Source organism: Streptomyces sp. NPDC004561 (assembly GCF_053602155.1).
The window spans coordinates 1-21,435 of the sequence record NZ_JBSGDB010000026.1 but is presented as its reverse complement, the minus strand read 5'-3'; the positions used below and the strand labels follow the sequence as shown (position 1 = coordinate 21,435).

Below are 21,435 nucleotides of genomic sequence, written 5' to 3'. Positions count from 1 at the left end.
CATGGACTTCGGATTCACCCAGGACGACGAGGCGTTCCGCGCCGAAGCGAGGACATGGCTGGCGGCGCACGCCACCCCCGGCGCCGACCGCCGGGACTGGGAGCGCACGCTCGGGAAGGCGGGCTGGATCGGGCTCGGCTGGCCGCGGGGCGGTTACGGCAACCGGACCGGCACGCTCACCCAGCAGGTGGCCTGGGCCGAGGAGTACGCGCGGTCGGCCGCGCCCCCGCGCTCCGGGCACATCGGGGAGAACCTGCTCGCGCCCACGCTGCTCGCGCACGGCACCGACGAGCAGAAGGCCCGCTTCCTGCCCCCGGTCGCGGCCGGCGAGGAACTGTGGTGCCAGGGCTACAGCGAACCGGGAGCGGGCTCGGACCTGGCCGGGGTGCGCACGTCGGCGGTCCGGGACGGGACGTCCTACCGGATCACCGGCCAGAAGATCTGGACCTCCCTCGCCCGCGAGGCCGACTGGTGCTTCGTGCTGGCCCGGACCGAGCCGGGGTCCCGTCGCCACCACGGACTGAGCTTCCTGCTCGTGCCGATGGACCAGCCCGGCCGCGTCGAGGTGCGGCCCATCCGGCAGATGACCGGCACGAGCGACTTCAACGAGGTCTTCTTCGACGGGGCACGCGCGGAGCACGTCGTCGGGGGCGAGGGCCGCGGCTGGCGGGTGGCGATGAGCCTGCTCGGGTTCGAGCGCGGGGTGTCGACCCTGGCCCAGCAGATCGGGTTCGCCGAGGAGCTGGGACGGGTCGTGCGGGCGGCCGTGGAGGGCGGCGCGGTGCGCGATCCCGTGCTGCGCGAGCGGTTGGTGCGGCAGTGGGCCGAGCTGCGGACCATGCGCTGGCACGCCCTGCGCACCCTCGGCGGCCACGGCGACCCGGGCGCGCCCAGCGTCGCCAAGCTGCTGTGGGCCGGCTGGCACCAGCGGCTCGGGGAACTGGCCGTGCAGGTCCGGGGCGCGGCGGCCGCCGTGGGACCCGGGGAGTGGTCGGCGTCCGTGCCGTACGCGCTGGACCCGGGCCAGCACCTGTTCCTCTTCTCCCGGGCCGACACCATCTACGGCGGCTCGGACCAGGTCCAGCGCACGATCGTCGCCGAGCGCGTGCTCGGTCTGCCCGGAGAGCCGAAGGGGGTCCGCTGATGCGTGGTGTGGTGTTCGACGGCAGGCAGGTCCAGGTGGTGGACGACCTGGCGGTACGGGAGCCGGGGCCGGGCGAGGTGCTGGTGGCGATCGCGGCGGCCGGGCTGTGCCACAGCGATCTGTCGGTGGTGGACGGCACCATCCCCTTCCCGGTGCCGGTGGTGCTCGGCCACGAGGGCGCGGGGGTCGTGGAGGCGGTCGGCGCGGGGGTCACCCATGTCGCGCCCGGCGACCACGTGGCCCTGTCCACGCTCGCCAACTGCGGCACCTGCGCCGAGTGCGACCGGGGCCGCCCGACGATGTGCCGGCAGGCGATCGGGCGCCCGGGCAGGCCGTTCACCCGGGGCGGCACGGACCCGGTGCACCAGTTCGCCGCCAACTCGGCCTTCGCGGAACGCACGGTCGTCAAGGCCGTGCAGGCGGTGCGGATCCCGAAGGACATCCCGCTGGAGTCGGCCGCGCTGATCGGCTGCGGGGTGCTCACCGGGGTGGGCGCGGTCCTGAACCGGGCGCGGGTGGACCGCGGGGACAGCGTCGTCGTCATCGGCACCGGCGGGATCGGGCTGAACGTGCTCCAGGGCGCGCGGCTCGCGGGGGCCCTCAGGATCGTCGCCGTGGACGCCAACCCGGCCAAGGAGGAGGTGGCGAGGCGGTTCGGCGCGACCGACTTCCTGACGGCGGCGGACGGCGTGCGCGACCTGCTGCCCACGGGCGCCGACCACGTCTTCGAGTGCGTCGGGCGGGTGGAGCTGATCCGCCAGGCCGTCGACCTCCTCGACCGGCACGGGCAGGCGGTCCTGCTCGGCGTGCCCCCGGCCACCGCCGAGGCGTCCTTCCTCGTCTCCTCCCTCTACCTGGACAAGTCCGTGCTGGGCTGCCGCTACGGCTCCTCCCGCCCCCAGCGGGACATCGCCCTGTACGCCGAGCTGTACCGCCAGGGGCGGCTGCTGCTGGACGAACTGGTGACGGCGGTCCACCCGGTGGAGGACTTCGAGAAGGCCCGGGCGGACGCGGAGGCGGGCCGGGTGGCGCGGGCGGTGCTCACGTTCTGACGCCCGTCCGGAACGTCCTGCGGTAGGCGGTCGGCGTCACCCCGAGCGCCTGCTGGAGGTGCTGGCGCATCGACTGGGCCGTGCCGAAGCCCGCGTCCCGGGCCACCCGGTCCATGGACAGGTCGCTGGACTCCAGCAGATGGCGGGCGCGCTCCACCCGCTGCTGGGTGAGCCACTGCCCGGGGCTGATGCCGACCTCCTCGCGGAAGCGGCGGGTGAAGGTGCGCACCGACATGGCCTCCCGCTCGGCCATGTCGCGCAGCTGGATCGGCTCGTGGAGGCGGCCCAGCGCCCAGGCGCGGGCGGCGGTCGTGGTGGCCAGCTGCGGGTCGGGGACCGGGCGCTCGATGTACTGGGCCTGGCCGCCGTCGCGGTGGGGCGGTACGACGGTGCGCCGGGCGACGTCGTTGGCGACGGCCGTGCCGAAGTCGCGCCGGACCATGTGCAGGCACAGGTCGATCCCGGCCGCGACGCCGGCCGAGGTCAGCACGTCCCCGTCGTCGATGAACAGCACGTCGGCGTCCACCCTGACCTTCGGGAACATGCTCTGGAAGCGGTCGGCGTCGGCCCAGTGGGTGGTCGCCGGGCGGCCGTCGAGATACCCGGCGGCGGCGAGGACGTACCCGCCGGTGCAGATGGAGGCGAGCCGGGTGCCGGGCCGGATCAGGGCGAGCGCGGCGGCCAGCTCGTCGGTCAGCCGGCCCTCCTCGAAGACCGGCCCGAGCTCGTACGACGCCGGGACGATCACCGTGTCGGCGGTGGCCAGCGCCTCGGGGCCGTTGGGGACGTGCACGGCGAAGTCGGCGTCCGTCCCGACCGGCCCCGGCGGCCGTACCGAGCAGGTCACGACCTCGTACAGGAGCCGGCCCCGGGCGTCCCTGGGGCGGCCGAAGATGCGGTGGGGGATGCCCAGTTCGAAGGGGAGCAGTCCGTCCAGCGCGAGGACGGCGATCCGGTGCGGACGGAAGACCTCGGCGACACTCATGGCCCGATCGTAGCGAATGCTGTCCTTCGGGCCACTCGTTGCGGGGAGCCGTGATCGGCAGGATTTATGACGTGACTCAGACAAGCCCAGCCGCAGCCCCCGTCCAGGCCCCGCCCACCCGGCGCCCCCGAGTGCACCGCGCCTGGTTCGTCGCCGCCGTCACCTTCGTCACGATCACCGGCGCGGCCGCCTTCCGTTCGCTGCCCGGCCTGCTCATCGATCCGCTGCACCAGGAGTTCGGCTGGTCGCGCGGCACGATCGGCGCGGCCGTCTCCCTCAACCTCGCGCTCTACGGCCTCACCGCGCCGTTCGCCGCCGCCCTGATGGACCGCTTCGGCATCCGCCGGGTGGTCGCCGTCGCGCTGACCGTGATCGCGCTCGGCTCCGTCCTGACCGTGTGGATGACGGCCGCCTGGCAGTTGTGGCTGTGCTGGGGCCTGCTGGTGGGGCTGGGCTCGGGCTCGATGGCCCTCGCCTTCGCCGCGACGGTCACCAACCGCTGGTTCACCGAGCGGCGCGGCCTGGTCAGCGGCATCCTCACCGCCGCCTCCGCCTCCGGCCAGCTGGTCTTCCTGCCGCTGCTGTCCTGGATGGTGGAGCACCACGGCTGGCGCCCCGCCGCCGTGACGGTCGGACTCGCCGCCCTCGCCGTGGTCCCCTTCGTCTGGATCCTGTTGCGCGACCACCCGGCCGACGTGGGCCAGAGCCCCTACGGCTCCGCGGAGTTCGTGCCGAAGCCGCCCCCGGTCACCGGCGCCGCCCGGCGCACCCTCGGGGTCCTGAACTCCGCCGTGCGCAACGGTACCTTCTGGCTGCTCGCGGGCACCTTCGCGATCTGCGGCGCCTCCACCAACGGCCTGGTGCAGACCCACTTCGTGCCCGCCGAGCACGACCACGGCATGCCGGTCACGACGGCGGCCTCGCTGCTCGCGGTGGTCGGCGTGTTCGACGTCGTCGGCACGATCGCCTCCGGCTGGTTCACCGACCGCTTCGAGCCGCGCCGCCTGCTCGCGGTCTACTACGCCCTGCGCGGCCTGTCGCTGGTCTTCCTGCCGATACTGCTGGGCCCGGCCGTGCACCCGCCGATGATCTTCTTCATCGTGTTCTACGGCCTGGACTGGGTGGCCACCGTCCCGCCCACCCTGGCCCTGTGCCGGGAGCGGTTCGGGGAGGACAGCGCCATCGTCTTCGGCTGGGTGCTGGCCTCGCACCAGGTCGGGGCGGCCCTCGTCGCCTACCTCGGCGGTGTCGCCCGCGACGTCTTCGGCTCCTACGACCTGGTCTGGTACGCCTCCGGCACCCTGTGCGCGGCGGCGGCCCTGATGGCCCTGGTGATCCGGCGCCGCCCGGTCCTCACCGCGCCTGCCCTGGCCTGAGCCGGCTCAGCCGCCGTCCAGCCGGGCGAACCGCCCCCGGTGGAAGAGGAGCGGGTCGCCCGGCCCCTCGGTGCCGAGGGCGGTGACCCGGCCCACCACGATCAGGTGGTCGCCGCCGGTGTGGACCGCGTGGACGGCGCAGTCGATCCAGGCGTCGGCGCCGGCGAGGCGCGGGGAGCCGGAGACGGGCGCCGGGTCGTGGGCCACGCCCGCGAACTTGTCGGCGCCGCTCACCGCGAAGGCGCGGCACAGCTCGCCCTGGCCGGCGCCGAGCACGTTGACGCAGAAGACGCCCGCGCGGGCGATGCGCGGCCAGGTGGTGGACGTGCGGCCCACCATGAAGCAGACGAGGGGCGGGTCCAGGGAGAGGGAGGAGAAGGACTGGCAGGCGAAGCCGGCCGGGCCCGGCTCGCCTGCCGCGGCCGGTGCCGTGATCACCGTGACGCCGGTCGCGAAGCCGCCCAGCACCCGCCGGAACTCGCCCTGGTCCACGGGCGCCCGCTCGTCCTCCCGCACGCACCGCAACTCGGGCCGCGGCAAAGGCTCCACCGGCCCCCGGGCCGGCCTCAGATACCGGACGGCGGCAGCCGCCGCCCCTGCGTGTCCCATCACGCCGTCCATTGAAACTGACACAGCGTCAGATGGGAAGCGGTGCGGCGCCGTTCGCGGGCGCCCCGTCAGGTCGCCGTCGCCCCGGCCGGGGCAGGTTGTACGCGGGCGGGGTCGACGCGGGTGCGGACGGCCACCGCGGGGACCGCGATGCCGGGCAGGAGCAGCCGCCACATGCGCACGACGCGGTCCATCAGGTCCTCCCGGCCGCTGACCGCCTTGGAGTACAGCTGCATGCCGGTGCAGGACTCCACGATGTACTCGGCCAGTTCGCGCACGTCGACGCCCGCCTGCAGCTCGCCGTTGCCGGCGGCCTCGCGCAGGTAGTCCTCCATGATCTGCGCCCACTGCTGGTACGGCCCGGAGGCGTCCTCCATGCCGAAGGTGGTCGCCTCGTTGGTCAGGCGTACGCCCGCCCGGAGCATCAGGTCCACCTGCAGCTGGTACGCCCAGACCAGGGTGACGTCCACGACCCGTTGCAGGCCGTGGGAGTCGGCCATCGGGACGATGGTCTCGGGCTGGGCGTGCATGACCGCGTGCGCCAGCCCCTCCTTGGACTTGAAGTGGAAGTACAGCGCGCCCGCCGTGGTGCCGGCCCGTTCCAGGATCCGGTTGATGCTCGCGCCCGAGTAGCCCAGCTCGTCGAAGACGGCTGCCGCCGCACGAAGGATCGCCTCGCGGGTCTGCACGGCGCGTTGCTGCTTCGGCTGCCGCATGACGCCTCCAAAAAATTAGAACGTTCTCTAGGTAACAGGTATCCGGCTGTGCGCCGTGCGTCAAGTGTGGGCCGATTCCGAGCGGGTCAAATGCCAGTCAGATGGGGTGAATCGGGCACTGAGTCCGTTCTCTTGGTCGGCGCCTGGCTGAACCTTTGCCTTACGTTGATAGAAGGAAAAAGAACACTCTTTATGTTTGGGGCTGGCTCAAGTGCCACTCACGCATGCTTCTAGGGGGAATCGCATGTCCAGCACTGTCCAGAGCGTTCAGTCCTACGTGCACAAGACCGCCGTGTCCGAGGTCCTGGTGTCGGAGTGGCGCCAGGTGGGGGAGGACACCTACGTCGTCGCCGCGCGGTGGCCCGAGGACCACTCCTTCTACCGGCCCGTCCACGGCTGCCACGACCCGCTGCTCGTGGCCGAATCGATTCGCCAGTCGGTGCTGCTGCTCGGGCACGCGGCCTACGGCGTGCCGTTCGGCAACCCGCAGTCCTGGAGCCAGTTCCGGTACGCGGTCGAGCCGGCCGCGCTCGTCGCCTCGGGCGCCCCGGCCGACGTCGAACTGCACGTCTCCTGCCGCGACGTGGTCCGGCGCGGCGGACGGCTCGCCGCCATGACCGTACACGTCGACGTGGTGCGCGACGGCGTGCGCCTGGGGGCCGGGGAGATCGACTACGTGGGCCACGCGCCCAGCGTCTACCGCCGGGTGCGCGGCCGCTACGCCGATCCCGCCGAGGCCATGGCCCGGGTGGTGCCGCTGGCCCCGCCGATGCCGCCCGCCCGGGTGGGCCGCGAGCACTTCGAGGACGTCGTGCTCTCGCCCACCGACGCGCCCGGCCGTACCCAGTTGCGCGTCGACGTCAACCACCCGACCCTCTTCGACCACCGGGTGGACCACGTCCCCGGGATGCTGCTGCTGGAGGCCGCGCGGCAGGCCGCGCACACCATGTCCTACCCGCGGCCCGTGCTCCCGGCCGCGATGGACGCCGCCTTCTACCGGTACGTCGAGTTCGACGCGCCCTGCTGGGTGCATGTGCACCCGCTCCCCGACGACGCCCACGGCCGCACCCGGCTCCTCGCCTTCGCGCTGCAGAACCAGAGCTGCGTCTTCTCCAGCATCACCACGCTGGAGCCGGCGCCCGAGCACTGACCTTCTTCCGGGGGGACTTCCGCGGCCGTCGCCGGCCCGCGGCCACGACGGGGTGGCCCGCGCCCGGCGACCGCCTCGGGCCGTCGCCGGCCGTGGCCGCACGGCGGGCCGGCGCGCACCGGCCATCCATCACGTTTCGCGGCACGCGGCCGCCACGGGACCACCCGTGCCCGCGTGCCGTTCAGGGAGGGGAAACACACCATGGGGCGTCGCCTCACACGGCTCAGACTCGCCGCGCTCAACATCGACGGGGTCCTGCTCAACGACACGTTCAGCCCGGTCATCCACCGCTTCGTCGTCGACCGGGGCGGCAGCTACACCGCCGGCACCGAGCGGGCGGTCTTCTCCCAGCCGCAGGCGGTCGCGGCCGGCCGGCTGGCCGAGGCGGTCGGCGGCGGGCTCACCGCCGACCAGGTGCTCACCGCCTACTTCGCCGAGCGGGAGCGCTATCTGGCCGACCATCCGGTGGCCGTGCAGCCGGGCGTGCCCGAGCTGCTGCGCCGGCTGCGGGCGCTGGACCTGCGGCTGATCTGCTACGGCGGGCTGCCGAAGGACCACTTCGACACCCATCTCGGCGCCTGGGCCCACCTGTTCGACGGCCCCGGCTACGTCTGCACCGACGCCTTCCGGCCCGGGCTCCACGAGATCACGGCGGAGATCTTCGGACTCCGGTACGACCAGGCCGTGTTCGTGGACGACGTGGCCCGGGTGGCGGAGGAGGCCCGGGCGCTCGGCATCCCCTTCGTCGGCCTGCCCAGCCCCTACGCGCACGGCTTCCAGCGGGAGTCGATGCGCGAGGCGGGCGTACGGCACCTGGTCGACGGCCTCGACGCGATCGACGACGAACTGCTGCGCGCGGTGGACGCCGAGGCGGCCGCCGGCCGGACCTGGAGGGCGTGACATGCTGCGGGGCAGGGTTGCCATGATCACCGGCGCGTCGAGCGGCATCGGGGCCGCGGCGGCGCGGCTGTTCGCGGCCGAGGGCGCCGCCGTCGTCCTCATGGCCCGGCGGGCCGAGCGGCTGGAGCGGCTGGTGGCCGAGGTGCGCGCCGAGGGGGGCCGGGCGCTCGCCGTCGCCGGGGACGTGACCCGGTCCGCCGACGTGGCCCGCGCCGTCGACGCGGCCGTCAGCGCCTTCGGCCGGCTGGACGCCGCCTTCAACAACGCCGGGTACGGCACGGCGGGCGTGCCGCTGCACGAGGTCGGCGACGAGGACTACGAGCGGACCATGGACGTCAACGTGCGCGGGGTCTGGAACTGCCTGCGCCACCAGATCCCGGCCATGCTGGACGGCGGTTCGGGCGGGGCGGTGGTCAACACCTCCAGCGTGGCCGGCACCCGGGCCACCGGCGCCTCGGCCGCGTACGTGGCGGCCAAGCACGCGGTGCTCGGCCTGACCAGGGCGGCGGCCGCGGACTACGGGCAGCGTGGCATCCGGGTCAACGCCCTGGTCGTGGGCGCCACCCGCACCGAGATGCTGGAGCAGGCGATCACCGCCGTGCCGAGGCTGGAGCAGGTCTTCCTCGCCGAGTCGGTGCAGCGGCGAATGGCCGGCCCGGAAGAGGTGGCCCGGGCCGCCGCCTGGCTCTGCAGCGACCAGGCGTCCTTCGTCACCGGGGCGGCGCTGGCCGTCGACGGGGGCGCCACGGCCGTGTGACGGGCGCACCGGGTGCACGGAGAGAGGGGCGGTCCCGGAGCGGGGCCGCCCCTTCCGCTCTGCGCAAGAACGGATCCGGGCAGAAATAAAGAGAACGATCGCTTTGATTTGTGCCTCCGCTTTGGCTACCGTCGGGGCCACGGACCCTCGTGCACCTTGGGAGAGTGAGATGACGCAGGCCAGGGCGGCGCGTACCCGCGAGTCGCTCATCCTCGCGGCCGCCGCAGAGATCGACCGCAACGGCTACCGGGGTGCCACCGTGACCGCCATCTGCCGCGCGGCCGGGGTCTCGCTGGGGGCGCTGACCTTCCACTTCCGCAGCAAGCTGCACCTCGCGCTGGCCGTCAGCGAGTGCGGTGCCGCCGCCGCGCGCGAGCGGGCCGAGCGCGCCGCGGCGGGGTCCGGGGCGGCCCTGCCCGCCGTCACCGGCCTGGCCAGGCAGCTCGCCGGGCTGCTGGAGGACGATGTGGTGGTGCGCTCGGCCGCCCGGCTGGAGCGGGAGCGGCCGGCCGCCGTCGGCGCCTGGAGCCGGTCCTGGACGCCCGTGCTGCGCGGCCTCCTGGAACGGGCCGAGGCGGAGGGGGAGTTGCATCCGGGTGCGGCCCCGCAGCTGGTGACGGACCTGGTGGAGTGCCTGCTCGCGGGCGTCGAGGCGCGCCCCGCCGGCAGCGGCGGCCACGGGGGAGCGGTGGGGCGGCTGGAGCGCATCTGGCCGCTGGTCGAGCGCGGGGTGGCGGCGGAGAAGGCCTGAACGGGCCCACCGGGTTCGGTTTTCGGGTGCCGGGGCCCGCCCCGGGTCACGGTCTTTTCCCGATCCTTACTGTCCGCGCCGGTTTCGCCGTGGAAAACATAGCGAACGTTCTGTATTCTTCTGATGTCAGGTCGCCGGGCCCGTCGCCCGGCAACGGGGGGGACGCCTGTGTGTCCCACGCAGGAAGGCAGGACCGTAGTGACGTACATGGAAGGTGGCCTCGACACGGCGGCAAGCACCCTGCTGGCCCGCGAGGTGCACGACCGCATCGGCACCGGGCTCGCGGTGGCCCTGCGCCGCCTGGAACTGCTCGAAGCGACCGCGACCTCCCTCGGGCCGGCCGACCGCGCCCATCTCGACCAGGCCCGCAGCGCCCTCGTCGACACCCTCGGCATCGCCCGCGAGGTCACCACCGCGCTGCGCGGCCGGGCCGTCGCCGCGGCCGTGCCCGCTCGGTCCCTGCGGCAGGCCCTGGACGGCTTCCTGGTGTCCATGGCGCCGCTCGCGCCGGGGGTGCGGATCCAGGTGGACGGCGACGACGGCCGGCTCGACGCGCGCATCGCCGACGAGGTGTTCGTCGTCGTCCGCGAGGCCCTGCGCAACGTGCTCGCGCACGCGGGCGCCCGGCGCGTCACCGCCCACGTCGTCATCGGCGACCGGGACGTGCACGCGTGCGTCACCGACGACGGCACCGGCTTCGACCGCGAGGCCGCCCGCCGCGTCGGCGCCGCCAACGGACTGCACGGCATGGAGGAGCGGGCCCGCGCCCTCGGCGGCGTCGCCACCGTCACCTCGGCCCCCGGCCGCGGCACCCGGATCACCTGCTGGATCCCCGTCGGGGACGACGGAGGGCGGGAGGAGCGGCGATGACCGAGCCCGTCACCCGCATCCTGGTCGCCGACGACCACACCCTGCTGCGGGACGCGCTGTGCGACCTGCTCGCCGCCGAACCCGACTTCGAGGTCGTCGCCCGGGTCGGCGACGCCGAGTCCGCCATCCGCCGGGCCGCCGAACTCCGGCCCGACGTGGCCCTGCTCGACGTGCAGATGCCGCACAACGAGGACCCGGCGGCCACCGTCCGCCGGCTGCTCGCCCGGCGGCCCGAGCTGCGCGTCATCATCGTCAGCATGGACGACCACCCGGTCCTCGTACGGCAGTTGCTCGCCCTCGGGGTGCGCGGCTACCTCCACAAGAGCGTCAGCCGCCAGACCCTGGTCGCCGCGATCCGGGAGCGCGCCGACACCGGACGGCGCACCGTCACCGTGACCATGCCGGCGGGCGGCCCGCACCCGCAGGGCGCCGCCGGCGCACCGGCCGAGCGGCTGTCCGAGCGGGAGGCCGAGGTGCTCACCCTGGTCGCCGCCGCGCTGAGCAACCGCCAGATCGGGGCGCGGCTCGGCATCACCGAGGGCACCGTCAAACGGCACATGCGCAAGATCTTCGACAAGCTCGGCGCGGTCTCCCGCCTGGACGCCGTCAACCGGGCGGTCGACCTCGGCGCGATCCGCCCGCCGCGCCCCCGCCGCCGAAGCGCCGCGTGAGACCACACCGCCCGTACGCGCCGGCGGGCGGTCACCCGAGGGGTGCCGCCCGCCGAGCGCTCCGGCCGGTTCACAGGGCCACGTACCCGCCGTCCACCGGCAGGGCCGTGCCGGTCACGTACGAGCTGGCCTCGGAGGCGAGGAAGAGCAGCGCCCCGTTCAGCTCGTCCAGCCGGCCCACGCGGCGCATCGGCGTACGGCGCTCCACCCAGGAGCGGCCCTTGTCGGTGCCCAGCATCGACTCCGTCATCTCCGACCGGAACCAGCCCGGGCACAGGGCGTTGACCCGGACCCCGCGCGCCCCCCACTCGGCGGCCAGCTCCCGGGTCAGGTTCACCACCCCGCCCTTGCTCGCCGTGTACGCGGCCTGCGGCAGGCTGCCGCTGGCCACCAGGCCGTAGATCGAGGCGATGTTGACGATGGAGCCCCGGCCGCGCTCCAGCATGCCCGTGCCGACGGCCGTGCTGAGCGCGAACACCGCCGTCAGGTTGACCGCCAGGATGTTCTGGAACGTCTCCACCGACTGGCGCTCCGCCGGCACCGTCTCCGACAGGCCCGCGTTGTTCACCAGCACGTCCACGGGCCCGAGTTCCCCCGTGACCGTGCGCACCAGCCGCTCCCGGTCCGCCGCGAGCGTCACGTCGCACGGCACCGCGAGCGCCCCCGGCAGCTCCCCGGCCAGCTCCTTCAGCGGCCCCTCGCGTCGGGCGGCCAGGGCCACCCGGGCGCCCGCCGCCGTCAGCACCCGGGCGATGTGCGCGCCGAGCCCGCCGGAGGCCCCCGTCACGACGGCCACCCGGCCGTCGAGACGGAACAGCTCCACGGGGTTCGCGCCCCCGAACTCCAGGGCCCCGACGGGCCGTTCACCGATGTCCGTCACAGCGACTCCACCTCCGCGATCGCGGCCGACCAGGTGAACCCGGCACCGGCACTGAGCAGGACGAGCAGGTCCCCGGGGCGCACGTCGTCCCGGTCGAGCAGGTCGGCGAGGTTGGCGACGGCGTCACCCGCGCCCAGATGACCGGTGTCCGCGCCGAACGGGACCACCGGGGCGGCGCACACCTCACGGAACGCCGGTTCGTAGGCGTCGGCCATCACCTGCCGGGCCAGCCGCGGCAGCCCCGCCGCCCGCAGCCGCGGATCGTCGCCCCGGACACCCGCGTCGGCCAGGGCCCGCGTCACCACACCCGTCACCGCGTCCCGGGCCAGCGGCCCGAACGGCAGGTCGGGGTGGGCGGCCAGGAACTCCTTCTTGGCGGCCTTCGGCAGCAGCGTCTTGACCCCGCTGAGCGGCGCCGGCCCGAACGGCGCGGCGCCCCGGTGCATGCCCTCCAGCGCGGCCACCGCCACCGTCGCGGTCGACAGCAGCCGCACCGCCCGCCCGTGCGGGGCCCGGGTGACCAGCACCGAGGTGGCGCCGTCGCCGTAGCAGACGCCGTAGTCCCCGCCCCTCCGGTCGAAGCCGGGGGCCGCGAACCGGTCGCCGGTGGTCACCAGCACCGGGCCGGCCGCCGGGTCGGCCAGCAGGTCGCGCACCGCCTGGCCGACGGCGGCCATCGCGCCGTTGCACATCTGCTGCACCCCGGCCGGCTCCGCGGCGCGGGCCCCGAGACGGTCGGCGACGAAGTGCGCCGGGGACCAGAACTCGTGGCCCTGGTGGTACGTCCACGCGTGCAGCACCCGGCCGAGGGCGGCCGCGTCCACGCCGGCGGCGGCCAGGGTGCGGGCGGCGCAGTCCGTGGCCAGCTCCACCGGCGCCCGCTCGCTGACCCGCAGCGCGTCGTACGCGTACCTCTCCGCGGTGTCCGCCGCGATCAGCGCCTCGGCCACCGCCTCGGCCACCGGCTGGGCGCGCTCGCCGAGCAGCCGCTCGGGGGAGGAGAGATAGACCGGCCCGTCAACGCGCATCGCCGGCTCCCGCGGTCAGGGTGCTGTCCAGCCGTATCCGCATCCGGGCGACCTCCGCGCCCTGCTGCACGAACGCCACGTCCGTCAGCAGGCCCGAGCCGACGCCGGCCGGGGTGGTCACCACCGTGATGGGGGAGTCCAGTTCGGCGAACCGCAGGTACTCGGCGCTCACCCCGGCCAGGAAGGACGAGCCGGGCGAGACGCCCCGCCGGTCGGCGGCCAGCAGCAGCGAAGCCTGCCGGGCGGCCTCCATCATCACCGGGCCCGGCACATGGTCCTGGGCGTGGTCGAACATGCTCGGGTGGTCCACCGGCACCCGCAGCCGGCACACCAGCGACTCCCCGTCGTCCCGGACGTCCTCCAGGACCACGTTCTCCGCGTGCTCCCGGCCCACCAGCCAGGGCGCCGGAGCCACCCCGTCCGTACGGCCCGGCAGGGTGTCCGAGGACGGCGGCGGGCTCGCGCGGTGGCTCATGCGCAGTTTCTCGTACACGGCGTCGGGGCGCTGCGCGGTGTCCACGGTGATCACCCCGGCCTCGCGGCCGCCGGCCAGCACCCGCACCCGGTGCACCACCCGGGAGACGGCGCCCTGGTAGTTCTTGGCCAGGTCGACCGAGCCCTCCAGATCCAGGTCCAGCGGGCCGCGCACCCTGAGCGGGGTCACGTCCGTGATGTCCAGAGTGGCCGTGGCGGTGATCGACTTGGTGTCGGCGCCGGCGTCGTGCTGCAGGTGCATCGCGCACAGCAGCATCTGCCGTACGGCCTCGAACACCGCGAGCGGGTCGTGGGCCGCGGGGCGGGTGGTGTGGTCGCCGTAGTAGAAGTGACGCGGCGGGAGCTGGGCCGCGGCCCGGAACGTGTGCTCGTCGACCGACTGGAAGTCGGTGAGGAACACCTCGGCGAGCGCCGCGCGGTGCACCAGGCGGCGGGCCAGGGTGCGCTGCGTGGTCAGCCGGCTCGCCGGTCCGGCGGCGGTGCGGGGCAGGGGCAGGACGGTCATGGCGGTACCTCTTCTTCGTCGGTTTCTTCGTCGGCGGGAAGGTTCAGCGGGCGGCGGCGGCCGGGGCGGTCGCGTCCAGCAGGCCCCGGACCTGGCGGGCGGCCTGCTCGGCGTCGTGGAACAGCACGGCCTGCCAGCCGGCCGCCATCGCGCCGGCGACGTTCTTCTCCAGGTCGTCCACGAGCACGCACCGGTGGGGCTCCAGGCCGGCCCGCTCGGCGGCGATCCGGAAGATCTCCGGCTCGGGCTTGCGGGAGCCGACGGCGTACGAGCAGACGATCCCGTCGAAGAGGGAGTCGTCGGCCAGGTAGCGGCGGTGCCGTTCCCAGGAGGGCGGCAGGTTGGACAGCAGGCCCACGAAGACGCCCTGGGCGCGGAACCGCTCCAGGTGCTTCACCCACGGGGCGTTGGCGGGCCGCCCGGCGAACCAGCGGTCGCCGAAGTTCTCCAGGTCGGCGACGACACCGAAGCGGCTGCCGAGCACGTCCTCCAGCTCGCCCGACCAGGTGGCCTCGTCGATCAGCGGGATGTCGATGGCGCCCATGGAGTCGGTGCCGTGCTTCTCGCCGACGATGCGCATCGCCTCCTTCAGCGACCACAGCGGGACGCCGACCCGGTCGGCGAACTCGTTGAAGGTGACGGAGACCGGTGGGGTGAGCACGCCGCCGAAGTCGGTCCAGACGGCGAGCGGGGCGGTGGTGGTCATGGCGTGGTCCTTCGCTTCGAGGGTGGGGTGGGGAGTCAGAGGCGGTAGAGGAGCCCGCCGTAGTACCAGCCGGAGCCGACCGCCGTGGACAGCACCAGGTCGCCGCTCCTGAGCAGGCCCTTCTCCGCGAACTCCGACAGGGCGATCGGGATCGAGGCGCAGCCGGTGTTGCCGCGTTCGGCGAAGTTGGTGAGGAAGCGCGCCGGGTCCAGGTCCAGGCCGTCGCGGACGCCCGCGTGGATGGCGTTGTTGCCGGGGTGCGGCACCAGCCAGTCGATGTCGGAGATCTTCAGGCCGTTGCGGTCCAGTACGTTGCCGGCGACCCGCAGGCTGGAGGAGACCGCCAGGTCGATCAGCTCCGGCTTCGGCCGCAGCCAGCCCTCCGGCGCGCGGGCCGCGACGGTGTCGGCCTCCGCCGCGTCGCAGTCCAGCACCGAGTCCAGCAGGCCGCTCGGGTCGTCCGGGTCGCCCTTCTCCAGTACGACCGCGCCGGCCGCGTCACCGAAGACCAACTGGCCGCGGGTGCCGGGGCGGGCCCGGCGGGTGAAGCGGTCGGCGGCCACCACGACCGCCCGGCGCCAGCCGGGGTGCGCGGTGAGCATCGCCGCCGCCGTCTGCACGCCGTGCACGAAGCCGGTGCAGGCACCGCACACGTCGAAGGCGAGCGCCCCGTGCGCGCCGAGCGCCGCCGCGACGCCGGGGGCGATCTCCGGGATCCACTGCCGGTCCGTCCAGTTGGCCAGCACCACCAGGTCCAGGTCACCGGCCTCCCGGCCGGCCTTCGCGAGCGCGGCGTTCGCGGCCTCGACGGCCATGAATTCCACCGTCTCGTCCTCGGCGGCCACGTGCAGGCTCTGCACGCCGAGTTCGGCGGCGGCCTCCGGCGGGTACGTCCGCCCGTCCAGCGTGACCTCGCCCTCGTGGCTGCGCCGCAGCCGGGGGAAGTAGTGGCCGAGGCCGGTGAACTTCAGACCCGTGCCGGTCCAGGTGCGGCCTTCGGTGCGTGCGTGCATGGTGGGACTCCTTGGGTGGGAAGAGGGTGGGGAGCGCGGGCCGGGCGTGGTCAGCGGTAGCGGCCGGCCGGGTCGAGGGCGCGCAGCAGCGTCAACTCCTCGGCCGAGACGGGCTTCTCCGGGACGACGGCGGTGACGTCCGCCGTCCACGAGGTGCGGGTGGCCACCGCCTCGGCGGCCAGCCGGTGCGTCTCCTCGGCGCTGTCGGCTGCCTCCTCCGCGGGCAGCCACGTCGCCAGGCGGAAACCGGTGCCCGGGTCCTCGCGGGTGAAGCGGCCGAAGTCGCTGACGACCTCGCGGACGCGGTGGCCCGGACTGGTGCGGTAGGCGACCTCGCGCACATAACGGCGGCGGGACGACGGGGCGATGACCACGCAGTCGGTGCTGGACGCGATGTCGTTGGCCCCGCCGGAGCCGGTCAGCCAGCGGCCGTCGGCGGACCGGCTGGTGTTGATGGTGCCGGTCTCGTCGATCTCGGCCGCGGCAAGGACGCCGAGGGCGCGGGGGTTGGCCGCGACCATGCCGCCGAGGATCTCGGGGATGCCGGCGAGCATGTCGCTGCGCCGGGCGTGCAGGAGGCTGAAGAGGTAGACGTCCCCCGGCTCGGGCGAGAAGCCGTACATGCCCAGTTCCGCCACGACCTTGACGTCGTGGCCGCCCGCCCCGAGGAGTTCGGCGGCGAGCCAGGCGGACATGTGGGACGTGCCGATGCCGGCCAGCAGGGTGTCGTAGCCGTGGGTTCTGACCTGGTCCGCCACGGCTCTGGCGCCGAGGACGATCAGGCGTTCCTGGCGGGTCGCCTCGGCCTCGCCGCCGTCGGCCGCGGGCGCGTGGGCCGGGGCGGCCGGGGCGTGGTGCCGACCGGCGCGCGCACGGGAGGCCGGGGGTGTCGCCGCCGCCGTGCGCAACGCCTGCTCCACCGCCCCGCGTTCGCTGCGGTGGATCTCCGCCCACGCCTCGATGTCGGCCTCGTAGCCGGACGTCGTGTCCTTCGCCGGCCTCAACGGGTCCGTCAGGGACGCGCGGCGGGCCGGGCCCAGACGGGACAGGTAGGCCTCGTGGGAGCCGGGGCCGCTGACCCAGGTCTCGTACCAGCCGGCGCCCCGGGACGGGCCGTGGCAGGAGTCGACGATCTCCTCCAGGAAGGCGTAGTCGTCCAGGTAGCCGTCCACCCCGGCGAGCCCGGCGGTGCGCAGGGACTGGGGATGGGCGCCGAGCGGGGCCTCGGTCAGGCCCAGCACGCGCTGGCCGGGGACGACCACCCGGTCGGCCATCTCGCGCATCTCCTCGCGGGAGACGATCCGCTCCACCGAGGCGATCACCCCACGCCGGGCCGCGTACGCCGCCCATGCGCCCTCGCCGAGCGGCGGCACCAGCGCGATGTTGCCGTCCTCGTCGGCGGCCACGCCGTGCACCAGGGTCACGTCCGGGCGCAGTGCCGTCACCAGGGTGACCTCGCGGTCCGGGTCGGCCGGGTCGGGCACCACGTGCAGCTCGTCCGGCTTGCCCTCGGCGAGGTCGGTGCCGGCGAGCGAGCCGGTGACCGCGTACGGGGCGCCCTGGGCGCCGGCGATCAGCCGCTGGACGTAGGACAGCAGCGACCAGGCCTCGAAGGCGAAGGGCCGGCCCTCCGCCAGGTCCGCGTACAGGGGGTTGGGGCGGGGCGAGGGGTAGGTGTCCCCGGCGAAGCCCGCGATGACCTTGTCGGCCACGCCGGACAGGGCGAGGGCGTGGGCCGAGGAGTGCACGGCCGTCGTGGAGACCGTCAGCCGGCCCGCGGCGCCGAAGACCCGGCACAGGGCGTACGTCAGGGCGTTGGGGCGGGACGGGGTGCCCGCCAGGTGCACATGGTCGCCGGGGCGGACCAGGCGGCGGACGAGGTCGTCGACGTCGCGGGCGATCAGCGGGCGGCTCATGACGGCGCTCCCACCGCGACGACCGCCGTCTGGCTGCCGAAGGCGAAGGACATGGAGACCGCGAGGTCCACCTCGGCCGGGCGGGCGCCCTCGATCACGTGGTCGTGGTCGCACTCGGGGTCGGGCGTGGTGAAGTTGATGGTCGGCGCGAGGGTCCGGTGATGGATCATCAGGCTGGTCGCCGCGACGTTGATGATGCCCGCGAGGCCGAACGTGTGGCCGTAGATCGGCTTGTTGGAGCTGAGCGGCGGCAGGGCCGCGGTGGTGCGCTCCGGGTACAGGGCGCGCAGGGCGCGGGACTCGGCGATGTCGTTGTAGCGGGTCGCGGTGCCGTGCGCGCAGAAGTAGTCGACGTCGTCGGCGCGGCGGCCGGCCGCGGCGAGCGCGTCCTCGATCACCGAGGCGGTGACCTTGCCGGTCAGGTCCATGGTGGTCGGGTGGGCGGCCTCGTTGAGGGAGGCGGCGGAGAGGATCTCGGCGTACACCCGGGCGCCGCGGGCCTCGGCGGCAGAGGCGCGCTCCAGGCACAGCACCACCGAGCCCTCGCCGAGCGCGAAGCCCTCACGGCAGGCGCTGTACGGGCGCACCGCGCGGCTCGGCTCGTCCCGCTCGGAGGAGAGCACGCCATGGCCCATCGCCCGGTAGCAGGAGGCGACCTCGGGCAGGATCGGGAACTCGTGACCGCCGACCAGCATCACGTCGGCGGCGCCGGAGCGCAGTTCGCCGAGCGCCAGCTGGATCGCCTGGTGGCCGCCGACGCAGGCGTTGCTCACCGTGGTGACCAGGCCCTGGGCGCCGTTGTAGATGGCGGACAGGGTGGCCGGGCAGCCGGGCAGGCCGCGGAACATGGCGCCCTTGTCGCCGAAGGCGCCCGGGTCCGCGCCGGACATGACGTCCCGCCACCAGGCGAGGGGGCCGCGGCTGGAGGACATGACGATGCCCAGGCGGCGCGGGTCCACGGCGCCGTCGGCGAGGCCGGCGTCCCGGCGGGCCTCGGCCACCGCGGACATCGAGATCAGGATCTCGCGCGAGTACTTGGCGGCGTGGCCGTCGGTCAGCTGCGGCAGGAAGGGATGGTGGTCGAAGCCGCTGATCTCGGCGGCCGCGTGGACCGGGAGGCCGGTCCCGGGTCCGTCGAAGCGGGTGAGCCGGCCGACCTGGGAGCGGCCCTGGGAGACATTGGTCCAGAACTGGTCGACCGAGAAGGTGTTGGGGAGCACGACACCGATTCCGGTGACCACGATCCTGTTGTCGCGGTCGTTGGTTATTCGCTCGTATTCCGTCATGGGAAAAACAGTAGAAGGGCGGAGAACGGGAGACATGGGCCGCCGGGTACCGAATAATGCGGCGACCGGTACTCCGGGTACCGGTCCTTGATGCAGAAAAAGACCGCCTCTCCGCACGGAGAGGCGGTCCCGGAAAACAGTTGCTCAATTGTGCGTGTACCGGCGCAGTTCCCGTTTCGCCAGCGAGGCCCGGTGCACCTCGTCGGGGCCGTCGGCCAGACGGAGGGTGCGCGCGTGGGCCCACAGCTCGGCCAGCGGGAAGTCCTGGGAGACCCCGCCGCCGCCGTGCGCCTGGATCGCCTTGTCGATGACCCACTCGGCCGTCGCCGGCACCCCGATCTTGATGGCCTGGATCTCGGTGTGGGCGCCCTGGTTGCCGACGGTGTCCATCAGGTACGCCGTCTTCAGCACCAGCAGGCGCGCCTGCTCGATACGGACCCGCGCCTCGGCGATCCACTCGCGCACCACGCCCTGCTCGGCCAGCGGGCGGCCGAAGGCGACCCGGCTGGTGACCCGCTCGCACATCAGGTCGAAGGCGCGTTCCGCCATGCCGATCAGCCGCATGCAGTGGTGGATCCGGCCCGGCCCGAGCCGGGCCTGCGCGATGGCGAACCCGTCGCCCTCGCCGGCGATCAGGTTCTCCGCCGGCACCCGCACGTCCTCGAAGACGACCTCGCCGTGCCCGCCGTGCGGTCCGTCGGTGTAGCCGAAGACGTGCACGCCGCGCCTCACGTGCACGCCCGGGGTGTCCCGGGGCACCAGGATCATCGACTGCTGCCGGTGGCGGGGGCCGTCGGGGTCGGTCTTGCCCATCACCACCAGCAGTTCGCACTCGGGCGCCATCGCGCCGGACGACCACCACTTGCGGCCGTTCACGACGTACGAGTCCCCGTCCCGGCGGATCCGGGTGGCGATGTTCGCCGCGTCCGAGGAGGCGACGTCCGGCTCGGTCATGCAGAACGCGGACCGGATCGCACCGTCCAGCAGCGGCTTCAGCCAGCGGTCCTGCTGCTCGGCGGTGCCGAAGAGGGCCAGCACCTCCATGTTCCCGGTGTCGGGGGCCGCGCAGTTGACGGCCTCGGGGGCGATGAAGGGGCTGCGGCCGGTGATCTCGGCGAGCGGCGCGTACTGGAGGTTGGTCAGCCCGGCGCCGAACCGGTCGTCGGGCAGGAAGAGGTTCCACAGTCCCTGCCGGCGGGCCTCGTCCTTGAGTTCCCCCAGGACCGGGGGCCGCCCCCAGGGATGTCCCGCCGCGTGCTGGGCGTGGAAGACGGGCTCGGCGGGCAGCACGTGCTCGTCGAGAAAGGCGCGCATACGGGTGCGCAGTTCCTCGGTACGGGCGTCGTAGGCGAAGTCCATGGCGTGTCTCCGATGTCTCGGTGGTCCGGGTCGTGCCGGTCACCTCGGCCCCCGGCCGCGAGGCGGTTCGGGCGGGTGGTCGCCGAGGGTCCTGCCGGGGCGAGGCGGGCGGTGGTGGATGGTCGTCCCGGTGGTCGGGGACGTGTCGGTCGGCGTGGTCGTCCGGGGTGTCCCGGCCCGTGCCTGGCGTGCTGGTCGCCTCGGTCCTCTCGGCTGTGAGGCGGTCCGGGCGGGGGTGGCGGCACGAGGTGTTCGGCGCGGGGCCGGTCGGGGAGGTTCGGCCGGGGGCGTCAGGTGGTTGTGCCGAGGGCCTCGTGGCCGCGGTCCACCAGGAGCGGTACGGCGGCCGCCAGGTCGGACGACTCCTCGCCGACGGTCAGGCCCCGCACGGTGCGGCAGTGGATGCCCTCGAGGATCGCGGCGAGCTTGTAGCAGGCGAACGCCCGGTACCAGCCGAGGTGTTCGAGGCCGGCCGGGCGGTGGGCGGCGTACCGCTCCACCAGCTCGCGGCGGCCGGGCCAGCCGGGCAGCGCGCCCGGGGAGGCGACGGGGGAGCGGTCGACGCCGGCGAAGCCGTCCCAGTACACGCACAGCATCCCCAGGTCGGCCAGCGGGTCGCCGAGCGTGGACATCTCCCAGTCCAGGACGGCGCTGACCCGGCCGGGGTCGGCCCGGTCGAACAGCACGTTGTCCAGCTTGTAGTCGCCGTGCACGAGCGCCACCGCCCCGGAGTCCGGGCAGCCGGCCGCGAGCCGGTCGTTGAGCAGGTCGGCGCCCGGGACCTCGCGGGTACGGGAGGCCTCCCACTGCCGGCGCCAGCGCGCGACCTGCCGGGCCATGAAGCCGGCCGGGCGGCCGAAGTCCGCGAGCCCGACCTCGGCCGGGTCGACGGCGTGCAGCAGGGCCAGGGTGTCCACGAGCGCGTGCGTGGTGCGCAGCGCCGACGCCGGACCCAGGGGCGCGAGGTCCGCGTCACCGCGATAGGTGATGCCGTCGGCCAGCCCCATCAGGTAGAACGGCGCCCCGAGCACCGCCGGATCGGTGCACAGGCCGTACGTCCGCGGCACCGGTACCCCGGTCGGGCCGAGCGCCGTCAGCACCCGGTGCTCCCGGGCCATGTCGTGCGCGGTGGCCAGGACGTGCCCGAGCGGCGGGCGGCGCAGCACCAGCCAGTTGAGGTCGGCCTGGAGGTGCAGCATCGCGCCCTCGATCAGCAGTTGGGCGATTCGGTTGTCCCGGTTCTCGGCCGCGGCCAGTTTCGACAGG

Annotated in this window: 21 protein-coding genes; 9 read left to right on the top strand and 12 right to left on the bottom strand. The window is 74.2% G+C overall.

Annotation, left to right across the window (positions count from 1 at the left end; translation table 11 throughout):
• Position 1: 1 nt before the first annotated feature.
• A complete protein-coding gene (locus ACWEN3_RS06000; protein WP_452966213.1) occupies positions 2-1,144 on the top strand; it encodes an acyl-CoA dehydrogenase family protein in 1,143 nt (380 codons plus the stop codon).
• On the top strand, positions 1,144-2,196 hold the full coding sequence (locus ACWEN3_RS05995; RefSeq protein WP_452966210.1) for a Zn-dependent alcohol dehydrogenase: 1,053 nt from the start codon (positions 1,144-1,146) through the stop codon (positions 2,194-2,196). The genes ACWEN3_RS06000 and ACWEN3_RS05995 overlap by 1 nt, the downstream gene beginning before the upstream one ends.
• Here the strand turns inward: ACWEN3_RS05995 and ACWEN3_RS05990 are convergent.
• Entirely contained in the window at positions 2,186-3,181 is a 996-nt protein-coding gene (locus ACWEN3_RS05990) for a GlxA family transcriptional regulator (RefSeq protein ID WP_452966207.1), read from the bottom strand. The genes ACWEN3_RS05995 and ACWEN3_RS05990 overlap by 11 nt on opposite strands.
• 71 nt (positions 3,182-3,252) lie before the next feature.
• Between ACWEN3_RS05990 and ACWEN3_RS05985 the strand changes: the two genes are divergently transcribed.
• Positions 3,253-4,557: an MFS transporter gene (locus ACWEN3_RS05985; RefSeq protein ID WP_452966205.1), complete on the top strand. Its 1,305-nt coding sequence runs from the start codon at positions 3,253-3,255 to the stop codon at positions 4,555-4,557.
• Positions 4,558-4,563: 6 nt separating this feature from the next.
• Here the strand turns inward: ACWEN3_RS05985 and ACWEN3_RS05980 are convergent, their stop codons facing one another.
• Both ACWEN3_RS05980 and ACWEN3_RS05975 read right to left on the bottom strand, forming a co-directional pair.
• Entirely contained in the window at positions 4,564-5,166 is a 603-nt protein-coding gene (locus tag ACWEN3_RS05980) for a flavin reductase family protein (RefSeq protein ID WP_452966203.1), read from the bottom strand.
• 68 nt (positions 5,167-5,234) lie between these two features.
• Entirely contained in the window at positions 5,235-5,882 is a 648-nt protein-coding gene (locus tag ACWEN3_RS05975; protein ID WP_452966201.1) for a ScbR family autoregulator-binding transcription factor, read from the bottom strand.
• Between the two features lie 244 nt (positions 5,883-6,126).
• Between ACWEN3_RS05975 and ACWEN3_RS05970 the strand changes: the two genes are divergently transcribed.
• The 6 genes from ACWEN3_RS05970 to ACWEN3_RS05945 all read left to right on the top strand — a co-directional run bounded on the left by ACWEN3_RS05970 (position 6,127) and on the right by ACWEN3_RS05945 (position 10,981).
• A complete protein-coding gene (locus ACWEN3_RS05970; RefSeq protein WP_452966198.1) occupies positions 6,127-7,032 on the top strand; it encodes a ScbA/BarX family gamma-butyrolactone biosynthesis protein in 906 nt (301 codons plus the stop codon).
• Between the two features lie 201 nt (positions 7,033-7,233).
• On the top strand, positions 7,234-7,932 hold the full coding sequence (locus ACWEN3_RS05965) for an HAD family phosphatase (RefSeq protein ID WP_452966196.1): 699 nt from the start codon (positions 7,234-7,236) through the stop codon (positions 7,930-7,932).
• A gap of 1 nt (position 7,933) precedes the next feature.
• Positions 7,934-8,689: a glucose 1-dehydrogenase gene (locus ACWEN3_RS05960; RefSeq protein ID WP_452966193.1), complete on the top strand. Its 756-nt coding sequence runs from the start codon at positions 7,934-7,936 to the stop codon at positions 8,687-8,689.
• A 169-nt stretch (positions 8,690-8,858) separates the two neighbouring features.
• On the top strand, positions 8,859-9,440 hold the full coding sequence (locus ACWEN3_RS05955) for a TetR family transcriptional regulator (protein WP_452966191.1): 582 nt from the start codon (positions 8,859-8,861) through the stop codon (positions 9,438-9,440).
• Positions 9,441-9,647: 207 nt separating this feature from the next.
• On the top strand, positions 9,648-10,310 hold the full coding sequence (locus ACWEN3_RS05950) for a sensor histidine kinase (RefSeq protein WP_452966250.1): 663 nt from the start codon (positions 9,648-9,650) through the stop codon (positions 10,308-10,310).
• Positions 10,307-10,981 carry a response regulator gene (locus ACWEN3_RS05945; RefSeq protein ID WP_452966189.1) on the top strand — a complete coding sequence of 225 codons (675 nt, stop codon included), beginning with the start codon at positions 10,307-10,309 and terminating at the stop codon, positions 10,979-10,981. Before ACWEN3_RS05950 ends, ACWEN3_RS05945 begins: the two co-directional genes overlap by 4 nt.
• 70 nt (positions 10,982-11,051) lie before the next feature.
• Here ACWEN3_RS05945 and ACWEN3_RS05940 read toward each other — a convergent pair whose 3' ends face one another.
• The 9 genes from ACWEN3_RS05940 to ACWEN3_RS05900 all read right to left on the bottom strand — a co-directional run.
• A complete protein-coding gene (locus ACWEN3_RS05940; protein WP_452966187.1) occupies positions 11,052-11,861 on the bottom strand; it encodes an SDR family NAD(P)-dependent oxidoreductase in 810 nt (269 codons plus the stop codon).
• A complete protein-coding gene (locus ACWEN3_RS05935) occupies positions 11,858-12,889 on the bottom strand; it encodes a 3-oxoacyl-[acyl-carrier-protein] synthase III C-terminal domain-containing protein (RefSeq protein ID WP_452966185.1) in 1,032 nt (343 codons plus the stop codon). The genes ACWEN3_RS05940 and ACWEN3_RS05935 overlap by 4 nt, the downstream gene beginning before the upstream one ends.
• Positions 12,879-13,889, bottom strand: coding sequence for an AfsA-related hotdog domain-containing protein (locus tag ACWEN3_RS05930; protein WP_452966182.1), 1,011 nt, complete (start codon positions 13,887-13,889; stop codon positions 12,879-12,881). Before ACWEN3_RS05930 ends, ACWEN3_RS05935 begins: the two co-directional genes overlap by 11 nt.
• A gap of 43 nt (positions 13,890-13,932) precedes the next feature.
• Positions 13,933-14,595, bottom strand: coding sequence for an HAD-IA family hydrolase (locus ACWEN3_RS05925; RefSeq protein ID WP_452966179.1), 663 nt, complete (start codon positions 14,593-14,595; stop codon positions 13,933-13,935).
• Between the two features lie 35 nt (positions 14,596-14,630).
• A complete protein-coding gene (locus ACWEN3_RS05920; protein ID WP_452966176.1) occupies positions 14,631-15,608 on the bottom strand; it encodes a 3-oxoacyl-[acyl-carrier-protein] synthase III C-terminal domain-containing protein in 978 nt (325 codons plus the stop codon).
• Between the two features lie 50 nt (positions 15,609-15,658).
• Complete coding sequence (locus tag ACWEN3_RS05915; protein ID WP_452966174.1) at positions 15,659-17,524, bottom strand: CoA-transferase; 1,866 nt, start codon at positions 17,522-17,524, stop codon at positions 15,659-15,661.
• A complete protein-coding gene (locus tag ACWEN3_RS05910; RefSeq protein ID WP_452966171.1) occupies positions 17,521-18,810 on the bottom strand; it encodes a beta-ketoacyl-[acyl-carrier-protein] synthase family protein in 1,290 nt (429 codons plus the stop codon). The genes ACWEN3_RS05915 and ACWEN3_RS05910 overlap by 4 nt, the downstream gene beginning before the upstream one ends.
• 144 nt (positions 18,811-18,954) lie before the next feature.
• Positions 18,955-20,169, bottom strand: coding sequence for an acyl-CoA dehydrogenase family protein (locus ACWEN3_RS05905; RefSeq protein ID WP_452966168.1), 1,215 nt, complete (start codon positions 20,167-20,169; stop codon positions 18,955-18,957).
• A gap of 290 nt (positions 20,170-20,459) precedes the next feature.
• On the bottom strand, positions 20,460-21,435 hold a 976-nt coding region (locus ACWEN3_RS05900), incomplete at its 5' end, for a phosphotransferase family protein (protein WP_452966165.1).